Source organism: Paraburkholderia sp., assembly GCF_036488795.1.
GTDB lineage: Bacteria > Pseudomonadota > Gammaproteobacteria > Burkholderiales > Burkholderiaceae > Paraburkholderia.
Genome location: NZ_DASXHA010000041.1, coordinates 1 through 14476, shown reverse-complemented (window position 1 = coordinate 14476; position 14476 = coordinate 1). Strand labels below are relative to the sequence as shown.

The following is a 14476-nucleotide window of genomic DNA, read 5'->3' as shown; positions in this document are numbered from 1 at the left end:
GTTCAAACCTGTTACTGTTTTCGGTTGTTTTACCAACCGGTCGCTCACTCAACGTACTGACGAATGATTAACCTGTCCAAAGACAGGAAAACCTTCCTTTCATTACTGTGTGAGACTTGATACTTTCGCTTTAACGTCAGGCTCCAAGGAACCCGACCGCGTCGCCATCAAGCGCCCACACTTATCGGCTGTTAATTTTTAAAGATCACTCGCTTAGAAGCTCTGCTTTCTTCGCGTCCGTCATCAAACGGGAGGCGAATTATGGAATGCCGTTCGCATGCCGTCAAGCGTATTCGCGAAAATTTTTTCAGCGGCTGCGAAGACAACGATGACTGCGCTGATGATCACGACCGTCGCGCTCCTTTCCTTCATCTCACATGCGATCACCTCGCGTGCGAACTCACGCCTGCCAACGCATACATGAGAGGAATGAGAGGGACGCCCCGCGCGTTCGCAACTTCAACGCGCCGGAGGGTGCCATGAAGACATCGTTCACGCTTTTGTGCCGCCGCGGCCCTTCGCGGTACAGCGGCCGCCGAGCACTCCTTGCAATACAGCAACGGCGCCCCTACATATGATGCGAGCCCGGAAACGATCGCCGAACACACGGGAGTCCGTCCCTGTATGTGATCTGCCCCCAGGGCGGACACCAGTTGACCATTCTCTACATTTATCTCGCAGTTCGGAGGAGATCGACCTCTAGTTCGTGTACAATCGCTGGCCGCGCGAATTTCGCGCGCCTCTATGGGCCCGCTTCGTGCGGGCCAATCTTTTCGCTCTTTGCGAGCATAGATAACCAGCCGCATGTATCACTCAGGTGATGTTGCGGCCTAGCCGAAACGCCTGAGCGCCGCGTCTTGCGCCTCACAGCGAAGCCTTCGAGGAGAAGACATTGAATCCTTTCGATCGGGACGATTCCGGAGATAACACGGCCGGATACTCAATCAAAGCCCCTGCCGGGCGTACTGCCAAGGGCAAGGGCGCGGGTAAAGCGATCCCAGTTGCTGCCGAAACATCGCAGCAAGTCGAAGAACAACAACGTCAGATGCGGGCGTTGATCCAGTTGGGTAAGGAGCGCGGCTATCTGACGCACGCGCAAATCAACGATCACCTGCCCGACAACTTCGCGCAAACCGCGGCAATGGAAACCATTGTCGCCACCTTCAACGACATGGGGGTGGCTGTCTACGAGACAGCGCCGGACGCCGAAGCGCTGCTGCTGAACGCCAACTCGCCGGTCGTCTCGGACGACCAGGCCGACGAGGAAGCGGAAGTTGCATTGTCGACGGTGGACTCGGAATTCGGCCGCACCACCGACCCCGTGCGTATGTATATGCGCGAGATGGGTGCGACGGAATTGCTGACGCGCGCCGGTGAAATCGCCATTGCCAAGCGCATCGAAGACGGTCTGCACGAAATGGTGCAAGCAATCGCCGCGTGCCCGTCGGCCGTGTCGGCCATTCTGGCCAGCGCCGACCAGGTCGCAGCCGGCGAGTTGCGCATCGACGAACTGGTCGATGGCCTGAACGAAAACACGGCGACGGAAGAAGTGGCCGAAGACAGCGTCGAAGCAGCCGCGGACATCGACAGCGAAGCGAGCGACGACGACAGCGACGAAGATGACGACGTCGGCGCGGACTCCAGCGCCGTCGACGAAGCGCGCCTGAAAAAGCTGACTGCCGACTGCCTCGAAATCTTCGCTCGCGTCCGCACGCGCTTCGAAGAAGTGAGCACGCTGCAAGCGAACGACGCCAAGTCGGCCGCGGCGCATCTGCGTGCCCGCGAGGAAATCCAGCAGGAACTGGCCGCGCTGCGCTTTACCGCGCGCACCATCGACCGGCTGTGCGGCGACGTGCATCATCAGGTGACGCAGGTTCGCGCCATTGAGCGTCGCGTGCAGCAGATCGTGCTGGAAAAGAGCGGCATGCCGCGCGAACTGTTCATCGAGACCTTCCCGGGCCACGAAACCGATCTGGGCTGGACCATGCGCATGGCCGCCAAGTCCAAGGAATTCGGCGCGGCGCTGGAACGCAATCTGCCGGCCATTCAAGCCGAACAGCAAAAGCTGATCGCCATTGAAGAAACGGTTGCGTTGCCGCTGAAGCAGTTGAAGGACATCAACCGCAAGATGGTCGCAGCCGAAGCGAAGATGCGTAAGGCGAAGGGCGAGATGATCGAGGCGAATCTGCGTCTCGTGATCTCCATCGCCAAGAAATACGTCAACCGCGGCATGCAGTTCCTGGATCTGATCCAGGAAGGCAACATTGGCTTGATGAAGGCCGTGGACAAGTTCGAATACCGGCGCGGCTGGAAGTTCTCGACTTACGCGACGTGGTGGGTGCGTCAGGCCGTGACGCGTTCGCTGGCGGATCAGGCGCGCACGATTCGCGTGCCGGTGCATATGATCGAGACAATCAACAAGCTGAACCGCATTTCGCGCGAAATCCTGCAACAGACCGGACAGGAAGCGCATCCGTCCGTGCTGGCTGCGCGGATGGATTTGTCGGAAGAGAAAGTACGCAGCATCCTGAAGATTGCGCGTCAGCCGGTGTCGATGGAAACGCCCATGGGCGAAGACGGCGACGCGACGCTCGGCGACATGATCGAAGACTCCGCGGCTACGTCGCCGGCGGAAGCTGCGGTGCAGGCCGACTTGCGCATCGCCATCGACGACGCACTCGATTCACTGTCGCCGCGTGAAGCAAAGGTCCTGCGCATGCGCTATGGGATCGACACGAAGTCGGACCATACGCTTGAAGAAGTCGGCAAGCAGTTCGACGTGACGCGTGAGCGGATCCGTCAGATTGAGAGCAAGGCAATGCGCAAGCTGATGCATCCGAGCCGGGCAGATCGACTGAAGTCGTTTCTCGACCGGTAAGTAGAAAAGCAGCAAAAAAAGGCTCTGGTTTGCGTTGTTCAGCAACCAGAGCCTTTTTCATTGGGGCCGCTGCCCGGGCCAGACCAGCTGTCCGCCTCAACTATTACGCGCCTCGAACCCGGCATTGCAAAGCGTCCTCACCTGGCGAGGCACCCTGCATCACGTCATAACACGAGTTTCCGATGAGAAAATAGCCAGCCGGGCACGCTGCCGGATTCACGCGCCAGCGGCGGGTCGGGCCGCCGCCGCCCTCGCCCGATGTTATGATCGGAAACATTGCACGCCATCGGGCGCGTGCTTGCTCCCCACATCCCATGGATACCCATCTCACCAAACCCGCCGAGCAATCCACCTCGGATCTGGGCCGGCGCGTGCGGGCCGCTCGCCAGGCGCAGGATCTGACGCTGGAAACTGCGAGCCGCCTGTGCGGCGTATCGCGCTCGACGCTGTCGAAAGTCGAAAACGGCCTGATGTCGCCGACCTTCGACGTTCTGCAGAAGATCGTGCTTGGCCTCAAGATCGAGATTGGCGAGCTGTTTGGCTCAACCCCGAAAGTCAGCGCCGGCGGCCGCCGGGCGCTGACGCGCAAGGACGCCGGCCAACGCCACGCGTATCGCGGCTATCAAATGGAATTACTGGCAACCGATCTCGCCCACAAGTCGATGCTGCCGTTCCGGATTCGCATCTCCGCGCACACGCTTGACGCATTCGACGATTGGGGCCGCCACGAAGGTGAGGAGTTCCTTTACGTGATCAGCGGCAGCGTGTGTCTGTACTCGGAGCTGTACGCGCCGACCCATCTGAACGCGGGCGACAGCATCTACTTCGACAGCCGCACGGGCCACGCGGCGGTGTCGACTAGCGACGAAGACGCTGAAGTGCTGTGGATGGCCACCAGCGCCGACATTCCGCCGCCAGCGGACACCGTGAAAAAGTAGGCAAGGACCGGTCACGCCAAAGACGACTGCGGCGTTGCATTCGCATTCATCGCGGCCGCGCCGCCCACCTGCTCGACGCCTCGCGAGGCCAGCGCCCGCTGCGCCAGTTGCGCGATATGCAATGCATGACGCCCCGTGCCCTGTTCGATCTGCTCTCGGCAGCTAAAACCGTTGGTCAACACGATCGTTTCAGCCGCCGCATTGCGAATCGCCGGGTAAAGCTTGTCCTCGCCAATCTTCTCGGACATCGCATGATGGTCGGCGTTGAACCCGAACGAGCCAGCCATTCCGCAGCAACCGGTATCGAGCAGTTTCCACTTCACGCCAAGGCGCTCCAGCAAGGCCGTATCGCCTTGCATGCCGAACAATGCCTTCTGGTGACAATGCCCATGCACGAGCACCTCGGCGTCGAGCGTCGGCCAGTCAAATGGTTCGCGTACGACGAAGTCGGAGAATAGAAAAGTCTGTGCAGACAGGCGTTTCGCTAGCGCGTGATCCGGTAGCTGTTTGAGCAATTCGTCTTTGAAGACGGACAAACAGCCTGGTTCAAGACCGACTAACGGCACACCTGCGGCGATGTCATCCGCGAGTTCATCCAGTGCGTTCACCAGCAATTCGCGCGCGCGCTCGAGCAGGCCGAAGTCGTAAAGCGGACGCCCGCAGCACAGGCGCTTCTTCGGCAGCACGACGTGCCAGCCCAGTTGGGTCAGCACGTCGGCAGCGGCTTGCGCAATCTCCGGCGAGAAGTGGTCACTGAACGTATCGACCCACAAAATCACTTTCTTCGCGCCCGGCGCAGGCGCGGAGGTGTTCGTACGCCGTGCAATCTGCCGATATGTCTGCCGGGCAAATTTCGGCAATTGGCGCGCCTGTGCAACACCCGCAATCCATTTGCCTAACGGCGCCAAGCCGGGCGCTGAGCTCATGAAATTGACGAGGCGCGGCAAGCGCGCCGCGAGGGGGGCCCATTCGCCAATCCGTCCCATGAACATCGCCTGCCTCGGGCGACGATTCGTTTCATAGTAATGCGAAAGAAATTCGGCCTTGTACGAAGCCATATCCGTATGCGTCGGGCAGTCGGACTTGCAGCCCTTGCAGGCCAGACACGTATCCAGCGCCTGCTTGACTTCGCGGCTTTGCCAGCCATCCGTGATCACTTCGCCTTGCAGCATTTCCCAGAACAGATGCGCACGGCCCCGCGTTGAATACTTTTCTTCGCGCGAGGCACGATAGCTCGGGCACATCGTGCCGCCTTCGAGCGAGCGGCATTTGCCCATGCCGATACACCGTTCCACTGCACGTTGAAAACCGTCGCCCTCCTGACTCGCAAACGTCAGCTTCGTTTGCATGGTCACCGTCCGGTAGGCCGGCCCTATGCGCAGGTTCTCGTCGGCGCGGTAGGCATGCACGACCTTGCCGGGATTGAGACGGTTCGCCGGATCCCAGATGGCCTTGAACTGCTCCATGGCCTGCATCAATTCGGGGCCGTACATGATGGGCAGAAATTCGGCTTTCGCCTGACCGTCGCCGTGTTCGCCGGATAGCGAGCCGCCGAACTCCACCACCAGCTCCGCCGCCTCGCGCAGAAAGCGGCGCCACGTGGCGATGCCTTCAGCCGTGCGCAAATCGAAGGTGATGCGCGCGTGTACGCAACCATCGCCGAAGTGGCCGTACAGGCTGGTTTCGTAGCCGTAACGGTCGACCATCGCCTGAAAGGCACGCAGATAGTCACCGAGACGCTGCGGATCGACCGCCGCATCTTCCCAGCCAACCACCGGATCAGGACGCGTTGGGTCCACCGACAAGGCGACCGCCGACGCGCCCGTCTCGCGAATCGACCACACTTTCGCCTGCAAGGCGCGTTCTTCGACGAGCACCATCGAAACGTTTTTGCCCGCGGCACCCGCAGCGAAATACTCAGCCGCTGCGCGCGCCTCGCGCACGGCGTCGTCGTGGGTATCCGCACCGAATTCGAGCACCACCCACGCATCGCCTTCGGGCAACAGCGCAATCTCTTCCTTCTTCAGGCCACGTGCCTGCAGACCTCGAATGATGGCGCGATCGAGCCCTTCGATCGCAATCGGTCCGCAGTGCATGAAATGCGGTACCGCATCGGCAGCCACAAAAATATCGTCGAAGCCGAGCACGAGCAATACACGCCTGGCGGGACTCTTCACCAGACGCACTTTGGCCTGCAAGGTCACGGCGCACGTGCCTTCGGTACCGACCAGCGCCCGCGCGACATTGAAGCCGTTTTCCGGCAGCAGTTGATCCAGATTGAAACCCGACACCCGGCGCTTGATCTGCGGAAATCTTGCGCGAATCAACTCGGCGTAGGTGTCGCGCAACTGCTTGAGCGCCGCGTAGATTTCGCCCTGACGGCCGCCGGCGGCAATGATGCGTGCGAGTTCTTCGTCCGTGGTCGGGCCGACCCAGAAGCGTGCGCCATCGTAAGTGACGATTTCAAGTGCTTCGACGTTCTCGACCGTCTTGCCGGCCATCACCGAATGCGCGCCGCACGAATTGTTGCCGATCATGCCGCCGAGCGTACAGCGGCTATGCGTGGCCGGGTCGGGTGCAAACGTGAGACCGTGCTGTTCCGCAGCGTCGCGCAGCGTGTCGCACACCACCCCTGGCTCGACAATGGCGGTGCGCGCTACCGGGTCTACGGCAAGCACGCGGTTCACATATTTGCTCGCGTCTGCCACCACGGCGACGTTGACGCATTGTCCGTTCTGCGACGTGCCGCCGCCGCGCGGCAGCAACGGCACGTCGTTGCGGCGGCACGCGGCAACGGTGGCGAGCAGGTCGTCTATGTCGGCGGGCACGACCACGGCCAGCGGGACTTGCCGGTAGTTCGAGGCATCCGACGTGTACAGCGCTTTCGACGCCTGATCGAAGCGCACTTCGCCACGCACGTGCCGCCGCAGATCAGCCTCGAGCGATTGCAGCACGGCAGCGGTGCCGCGAAACGACGTGGCGGCACTAGCGGCTGCCATGTGTAAGCCATTGTCAGGAACGGTATCAACTTCGTGAGTCACGGTCGCGGTTGCCTCGCTTGCTGGGGTTGGCGCAGTTGCCTGGGTTGCGTTGTTTGCAGACGTTGCCAATGTAGCGCAATCGGCGCTTCGTCGTTTGACGACACCTGCCTGCCGGCTCCCCGTCAAAACGCCCGCGCCCGCGAAATCAGGCGGCCTGACTCGCGGTCATCTTGAAGATGCCCTGGGCGTTGCCGGCATCGAAACGCAAGTCGGTTTGCCAGCGGCGTGTGTCCTGATCGAACGTGCGTTTGCGCGTGATGAACTCATAGAACGAACCTGGCACGTCGCGCGTCACCGTGCTGCCATCCGCCGCGCGGAATTCGCGTTGCACAATATCCGCACGATATGCCGTCTGAAACACCCGGCCCGAACGCGAACACTCGACTTCGGGCTTCATCGGCCGGCCCTTGGCTTTTTCATCATCGGCAAGCTGGAACACGTCGGCGACGCGATCCGTCGCGTGATTGAACGCGTTGCCTTCGGTGGCGATCCACGTCATCTCCGCCGACTCCTTCAGCAACACTTCGTAATCCGCCTCGCTGGGCATCTCGTGCTGACGCGCAAACGCACCGACGATCACCGGCAGCAGTTCATGCGCCGCGTCGAGTGGCAGCACGCCGTCGCGCTCCAGCTCCCAGAGCTGCGCAGTGGCACGCGGCGTCAGCGGATCGCGCGACGCGCCGATCACATTCGTCACCGCCTGCTGGAACTCAGCCGAAAAGCGCTCGGGATGCAGTTCGCTGACGAAGAACTGCGCGATCTGATCCGGCGCGTCATCATGCGCCCAGGCGCGGCCCGTCATACCGAGACGGTCCAGCGGATAGCGTCCATTGATGCTAAAGCCGAGCGGCCGCAAGATCCGCGCAAACGCGGCTTCACCCGGCGGCAGCGCGCCGCTATGCGCCCAGCGCACGGTACGCAGCGCGCCGTGATCGAAGTACACACTGCCGCCCGCAGCCAGCGCGTCCTGCGTGTACGCGCGGCCATTCGCCGAGCGCGCCAGCAGGTCTTCGAACAGCACCATGTTCAGCGCCTGCGCGAGTTCGGCGCGGGTCACGACGCCCGGCTCCCATTCGTTGAGAATGTGCGGATGATTCAGCGTCTTGAAGAGCGCGGCCGTCTGGTCGGCTCCGATCAGCTTCAGCAGCAGTTGTTCGATATTCGCATTGCGCACGGTCTGCATGGTATTTCTCGGGAAAGCGGGCATCGCAAGGCCCGCGTAGGCTGGGGGACTTGCCGGCGCTGCGCCTGGGCGCACACGCGGCATCGTTTGATGCGCCATTATTCGAATCCGCGGCCGCCCCGTAAAGCGAGATAAAATCCAGACTTGATGCGTTTTCGGAATCAATGTGCGAAAGTTCAAGATCCCCAATATGGGCGCGCTGCTCGCTTTCGAAGCGGCGGCTCGCCACGAAAGCTTTACGCACGCGGCCCGTGAGCTCTTTTTGACCGAAAGCGCGGTGTCGCGCCAGGTCAACACGCTGGAGAGCAACCTGGGCGTGCGCCTGTTCGTGCGCGTGAAGCAGCGTGTGGTGCTCACCAGGGCGGGCAAGGTCTATAGCGCTCAGGTCCGGCGCGCGCTCGAAGGGCTCGACCGCGATACGCTGTCGATCGTCGCGCACGGCAGCGGCGGCGGCTATCTGGAACTGGCGGCGCTGCCCACGTTCGCCTCACACTGGCTGATTCCGAGGATGGGCGATTTCAACGCCCGGTACCCCGACATACGCGTGAATATGGGTGTGCGCACCGGCACCTTTCCATTCGCGGACACGCACTTCGAAGCGGCAATCCACTACGGCAAGCCGACCTGGCCCGGCACGTCCGCTGACTTCCTGTTTCGCGAGGAAGTCATTCCCGTGTGCGCGGCGAGCCTGCTCAAAGGTCCCGTTCGCCATCCGGCGGACCTGCTCGACTACCCGCTACTGCATTCGACCACTCGCCCGGACGGCTGGGCCAACTGGTTCGAGACCCTCGGTGTGGACGACAGCCGCGCCATGCAGGGTGTGCGCTACGAGTTGCATACGATGCTGATCAGTGCTGCAGCGGCGGGACTCGGCATCGCGCTGGTGCCGCGCTTCTTCGTGGATGCGCAACTCGAGCGGCCCGGCCTCGCCGTGCCGTTCGATGCACCGGCGGTTACCGAAGCGGCCTATTACCTCGTTTATCCGACTGAACTCAGCCACGGCAAGCCGCTCGCCAGCTTCCGCGAGTGGCTCTTGAGGGAGGCGGCGACGTACGCAGCGGCAAACCCACGGCTGACCGCGGAAAACAGCGCAGGCTAAAGGCTAAACCACGGCCTGCGAGCCGGATCAGGACGCGCGGGCTTGCGCCAGCGCGCTCAGATTGCCTTCGCCGAAGCCGTGATGCCCCTTGCGCTGCACGATCTCGAAGAAGATTTCGCCGGTCCGGCGCCGCACAAAGGTCTGGAAAAACAGCAGCGGCACGCCGTCCGCGCCAATCTCGCCGTCCACGAGGATCCGGCCGCGCCTGAGCCGTTCGATATCGAGTCCGTGCCCCGGCAAACGCGCGTCGAGCTGGTCGTAATAGCGCGGCGGCGGCTCGACGAGTTCAATGCCGTTGGCAATCAACTGTTTCACGCTGGCGAAGATGTCGTCGGTGGCAAGCGCAATGTGCTGCACGCCCTCGCCCGGATGATCGGGCAGATATTCGTGCATCAGGCTCGTCCGGCGCGTGCCCTCTTCGTAAAGCGGCACGCGGATCGCGCCGCACGGCGACACCATCACGCGCGATTCTGCCGACACGTGCCAGTTGGCGTGCAGCTCGTGAATCTCGCGGAAATTCAGCAGGTCTCGATAGAAATCCAGCCATTCCTGCATACGGCCGGCGCCCACCGTTTGGGTCAGATGATCCACCGCGACGAGACCCGTCCCCGCGTGGCTGAGGTCGGCTTGCGCCGTGTCGATTTCGATCGGGCGGAAGTCGATATCGAAGATGGAGATATCGCCGAGGCCGCCGCGCTGGCCGCCGCGACCGCGCCAGCGGTCGACGAAGTAGATGTGCGAATCGCCGATGCCCTGAATGGACGGAATCACCAGTTCGCCCTTGCCGAGCTTCTCGCCCTCGAACGCCCACGCACCCAGTTCGATTGCGCGGTCGAACGCGAGCTGGGCGTCCGCGACGCGAATCCCGACCGCGCAGATGCCGGCGCCATATTCCTCTGCGTAGCGCGCGGCGAACGAATCCGGTTCGGCATTGAGCAGGAAATTCATCTCCGCCTGGCGGTACAGCGTGACGTCCTTGCTGATATGGCGCGCAATCGGCTTGAAGCCAAGTTGCATGAAGGTCTGCCCGATGCTTTGCGGATCGCGCGCGGCAAATTCCACGAATTCGATACCGGCAGTGCCGAGCGGATTGTGCTCAGGGTCCGACGCCGCCTTCAGTGCGGCGCTCGGGGTGGGCAGGTCGCTGGGCATGGCATTCTCCTTAAACATACGTTCGACACGCTTCCTGATGTTTTACGCAGACCATCGCAATTGCGCAACGTCGCGGCCCGGCGACGGCTTTCGCACCGTGTTTGTACACCGGGTCAGGGTCGCTCGCAACTGCATTTTGTACTGGATGGTTCATCTGCGCGGGTCGTCGTGGCGTTGCTTGCTGGCCGGTTTGCCAGCCGGTTTGCCCGCCTGTTTGCGCCAGCCTGCTTGCCGCGGTGTTTGCCATCCCTGCAATAAGATGGTCCTTGGGTCATGATGCGAGGGCCATTGCCGCGCTGCATCACCGGCCTTTACGGCGACGCCGCGGCATGTCCGCCTGCCCTGCCGCCGCAGTGGCCATGCGCTGCCGCGCGACGACGCGCAGCGCGTCGATCCACGCATGCGCCACTGGCGAGGGCTGCGTGTCGGAGCGGCGGATCAGGCCCACCGGCTCGTCCGTCCCGGCAAAGGGCAACGGCAAGCGCGCCAGCATGCCGTGTGCCAGTTCATACTCGACCGCGCTCTGCGGCACGAACCAGACTGCGTCGTTTTCGAGCGCGAGCGCCCGCCCGATCGACACCGACAGCACCTCGACGAACGCCGACAAGGGCGGCACACCCCACGCCGCCAGCAGACTGTCGGCCGACTGCCGGATCAGCGTGCCGAACGGCGGCACCACCACCGTGAAGCCTTCGAGCAGCGCGGCCGGCAGCCCGGCGCTCGACTCTAGCGGATGCCCCGCGCGCACCACGGCAATCAGCGGCTCGCTGAATAGCTGCTCGAAGCTGAGTCCGATCATGCGTTCAGGGTCGGCGAGGCGCCCAATCGCGAATTCGATGCTGCCCGCCTTGAGCCGCTCGAGCAATTCGGCATTCGAGCCGGTCGCAAGCCGCACGATCACGCGCGGCCATTCGACGGCGAAACGCTTGAGCACCGACGGAATCAGCGCACTCGCGACGGTCGGCAGAATGCCGATTTCCAGGGTCGCTGACGCAACGCCCTCGGCCCGTGCGAGCAGATCGACACCTTGCCGCAGGGCGCTGACACAGGCGCTGGCGTGCGGCATGAACAGTTGACCCTCGCGGGTCGGCACCGCACCGTGGCGGCCCCGCTCGAACAGCTTGACGCCGAGAATTGCCTCGAGCTCCGCGACGGTCTTGGAGACGGCGGGTTGCGTAATGGACAGACTTTCGGCCGCCTTCTGCACGCCGCCGAGTTGCGCGACGGCCAGAAAGCACTGGAGATGACGGAATTTGACGCGGCTGTCCGCGAGGCTGCGTTGCATAACGACAGGTTATACGAGATACGAGAAAACGTCATTTTGCATAACTTCTTGGATTGGATAAAGTCGCGTCATAGCTTCACATCCCCACAATTCCTCCAGGGAGACACCGCATGGACGAGTCCATCCTCACCCCGCGGGACTTCGCGTCCCATCCTCTTTACGTCTATCCCGGCTACGGTTCGTCCGTGAAGCGCGGTCCGACGCGTCCGCTGATTCCTCTGAAGGAGCGCCTGCGCGACCAGCGGGTGCCGGTGTATGGCGCTGAAGACCTCGGCGCGCTCGACAACGATCTGACGCGCAATGCCGCACGCAATGGCGAGCCGCTGGGCGAGCGCATCATCGTGACGGGGCGCGTGCTGGACGAAGGCGGTCGCCCGGTGCGCAATACGCTGGTTGAAGTGTGGCAGGCGAACGCAGCGGGACGCTATGTTCACAAGGCGGATCAGCATGACGCGCCGCTTGACCCGAACTTCCTCGGCGCGGGGCGTTGCCTGACCGACCACGAAGGACGCTACCGTTTCCTGACGATCAAGCCGGGTGCGTATCCATGGGGCAATCATCCGAACGCATGGCGTCCGAACCACATTCACTTTTCGTTGTTCGGCGATCACTTCGGCTCGCGACTGGTGACGCAGATGTATTTTCCGGGGGATCCGCTGCTGGCCTTCGATCCGATTTTCCAGGGCACGCCGGAACATGCACGCGAGCGGCTGGTGTCACGCTTTTCGCTGGATACGACTGAAGAGGCCTACGCGCTTGGGTACGAATTCGACATCGTGCTGCGCGGCCGCAATGAAACTCCGATGGAGCGCTAAGCCATGACTGCACTTAAGCAAACGCCGTCGCAAACGGTTGGTCCGTACTTCGCTTACGGGCTGTGTCCCGAGCAATACAATTTCGACCTCAAGAGCCTGTTCACGCCAATGGTTGCCGACTACGAGGCGGCGGGCGAGCACATCACGATTATTGGTCAGGTGTTCGACGGTGACGGCAAGGTGGTGGGCGACGCGATGATCGAAGTGTCGCAGGTGGATAGCGAAGGGCGCTATCCGGCATCACGGGACGAGGTCAAAGAACGCGGGTTTCGTGGATTTGCACGAGTTGGCACGGGTACGGATCCGGAGAAGCGGTTCATTGTCGAGACGGTGAAGCCGGGACGCGCGAATGAAGCTGACGCGCCGCATCTGAACGTGATTGTGACGATGCGGGGAATGCTGCTGCATACGTTTACGCGGATCTACTTCGATGATGAAGTTGCGGCCAATGCGGCTGATCCGGTGTTGCGGCTGGTTCCCGCGGAGCGGCGCGAGACGTTGATCGCGCGGCGGGTTCCGGGTACCAGTAAGACGGTTTATCGGTTTGATATTTTTATGCAGGGCGAGAAGGAAACCGTGTTTTTCGATTTGTGATGGGGTCACGGCGCGTTCATATTGGTGTCTTATGATCGCGGTTCGCGGTGTTGTTGGGTTTTTTGCCGCGTAACTCCGAGTGTTTTTTGAAGCCTGCTCAATCGAGCGGGCTTTTTTTTGGTTTTATGTTTGTCTGGCTGATGGGTGGTTGGGTGTTCGGTATGCGGCGTTGGTCTTTCCTTATTGTCTTAGCGGTCTGTTAACTTCGCCACCGTGATGTTTGCTGATGGCGCCGGTCTTTCGATGAGTCGCGGTTCGGCCACTCGCTCGGCATCCGCTCGCCGTGAACCCCGGCACATCACCGGTGAAAGCGGTCGCGCACCCATACCCGCTAACCGGCGGCGCGTGAATTCTCTACCTGCGCGTGACTCGAATTCCCTCTCCGCAGGCGCAGCACCTCGACACTGCACGACCCGAAGAGCGGTGCCAGTCTGACGGCTATGGTCAATTTCCCTCGCCATGCGGTTCAACCAGCAATTTTTTGCGCTCGCAGATGTTACCGCCGCGTCAGCAAAAGCAGGATTTGCAATAATCAATATGTTTATTTTCGAGAGCGACAAATCTCAACGAGATGAAACATTATCACTCTACATTTCATGCACTCCAAAATATCCTGTTTGATTACTTGAAATTTTACGATAGACGAATTAAAACAAATTCATGCAGATCCGATATCAAATGATCGATTGCAGATTAAACACAAAAACAAAGCTGACTGTGGATTTCTGCTTTCTGTTAATTGACAGTGAATCATCCCGTCAAATGAGTCGTGGGTAAAGAACCCCCTCTACTCACTGGCCATCAAAGATGATTAATGCCATAGAACCTGGCCAAATCACAGCAACCCGTCTGAAGACGAAATAGTGTTAGTTGATCCATATCAATTTTATGCTGCGCAATTCCTGACGCAAAAGAGGTAACGTCATCTTTGCGCCTCCATACCGTCCGCAACGCGTACGGTTATACCTCAGCGCCGTTCGGTTCTTGATTTTCGCGCTTAGCCCTCCCGCCCGGATACCGGCCGCGGGAGATTCCTAAACCGTCTGCCAGCGGGCATGGCCAATCGTTATTTTTCTTCGCGAGGTTCATCATGACCAAAAAGACCGTCACCTCTGACGTTTTCGATCCCGTCAAAATTATGGTGAGTATCCGTCGCGCAGGTTTGATCCTTCATCACTGAGTCTGTGCGCCGATATATCCGACAAGGCAGACCGTTAAAGTTTAAAAACGAGAATACCGAAATGACAACTAATTTGAACACCGTTTCACTAGGTTATATCGGTCAACGCCGCTCGGCGCTGACTGGAAATTATCTGTTGGGCAATGGTTATCGTAGTTTTAACCCTATCATCCGACGCTTCAGTGCATGGGATAGTCTCAGTCCGTTTGGCGGGGGCGGCCCGCACGGTTACGGGTACTGCGCAGGCGACCCGGTGAACCAGTCGGATGCGTCGGGGCATGGACCATTTCTGGACTTGCTGATAGGACTTG

10 protein-coding genes are annotated in these 14476 nt (G+C 61.0%); 6 read left to right on the top strand and 4 right to left on the bottom strand.

Going from position 1 to position 14476, the window contains the following annotated elements; genetic code table 11:
- Positions 1-892: 892 nt before the first annotated feature.
- On the top strand, positions 893-2878 hold the full coding sequence (rpoD, locus tag VGH41_RS05110; protein ID WP_331596259.1) for an RNA polymerase sigma factor RpoD: 1986 nt from the start codon (positions 893-895) through the stop codon (positions 2876-2878).
- A 314-nt stretch (positions 2879-3192) separates the two neighbouring features.
- Positions 3193-3816, top strand: a complete 624-nt coding sequence (locus VGH41_RS05105) for an XRE family transcriptional regulator (RefSeq protein ID WP_331596258.1) — start codon at positions 3193-3195, stop codon at positions 3814-3816.
- An 11-nt stretch (positions 3817-3827) separates the two neighbouring features.
- Here the strand turns inward: VGH41_RS05105 and VGH41_RS05100 are convergent, their stop codons facing one another.
- Both VGH41_RS05100 and VGH41_RS05095 read right to left on the bottom strand, forming a co-directional pair.
- Entirely contained in the window at positions 3828-6815 is a 2988-nt protein-coding gene (locus VGH41_RS05100) for an FAD-binding and (Fe-S)-binding domain-containing protein (RefSeq protein WP_331596257.1), read from the bottom strand.
- A gap of 187 nt (positions 6816-7002) precedes the next feature.
- A complete protein-coding gene (locus VGH41_RS05095; RefSeq protein WP_331596256.1) occupies positions 7003-8040 on the bottom strand; it encodes a DUF1338 domain-containing protein in 1038 nt (345 codons plus the stop codon).
- 166 nt (positions 8041-8206) lie between these two features.
- On the opposite strand from VGH41_RS05095, the gene VGH41_RS05090 reads away from it, so the two are divergent.
- On the top strand, positions 8207-9139 hold the full coding sequence (locus VGH41_RS05090; RefSeq protein WP_331596255.1) for a LysR substrate-binding domain-containing protein: 933 nt from the start codon (positions 8207-8209) through the stop codon (positions 9137-9139).
- Between the two features lie 27 nt (positions 9140-9166).
- Here the strand turns inward: VGH41_RS05090 and VGH41_RS05085 are convergent, their stop codons facing one another.
- Together VGH41_RS05085 and pcaQ are read right to left on the bottom strand one after the other, a co-directional pair.
- On the bottom strand, positions 9167-10291 hold the full coding sequence (locus tag VGH41_RS05085; protein WP_331596254.1) for a 4-hydroxyphenylpyruvate dioxygenase family protein: 1125 nt from the start codon (positions 10289-10291) through the stop codon (positions 9167-9169).
- Between the two features lie 301 nt (positions 10292-10592).
- Positions 10593-11576 (bottom strand): pca operon transcription factor PcaQ, encoded by a 984-nt coding sequence (gene pcaQ, locus VGH41_RS05080; protein ID WP_331596253.1) that lies wholly within the window; start codon positions 11574-11576, stop codon positions 10593-10595.
- Between the two features lie 110 nt (positions 11577-11686).
- Here pcaQ and pcaH point away from each other — a divergent pair, with 110 nt between their 5' ends.
- From pcaH to VGH41_RS05065, 3 genes are all read left to right on the top strand, one after another.
- Positions 11687-12391 (top strand): protocatechuate 3,4-dioxygenase subunit beta, encoded by a 705-nt coding sequence (gene pcaH, locus VGH41_RS05075; RefSeq protein WP_331596252.1) that lies wholly within the window; start codon positions 11687-11689, stop codon positions 12389-12391.
- A 3-nt stretch (positions 12392-12394) separates the two neighbouring features.
- Positions 12395-12985 (top strand): protocatechuate 3,4-dioxygenase subunit alpha, encoded by a 591-nt coding sequence (gene pcaG, locus VGH41_RS05070; protein WP_331596251.1) that lies wholly within the window; start codon positions 12395-12397, stop codon positions 12983-12985.
- A 1241-nt stretch (positions 12986-14226) separates the two neighbouring features.
- Positions 14227-14476, top strand: a 250-nt coding sequence (locus tag VGH41_RS05065; protein WP_331596250.1) for an RHS repeat-associated core domain-containing protein, incomplete at its 3' end; no start/stop codon positions are given.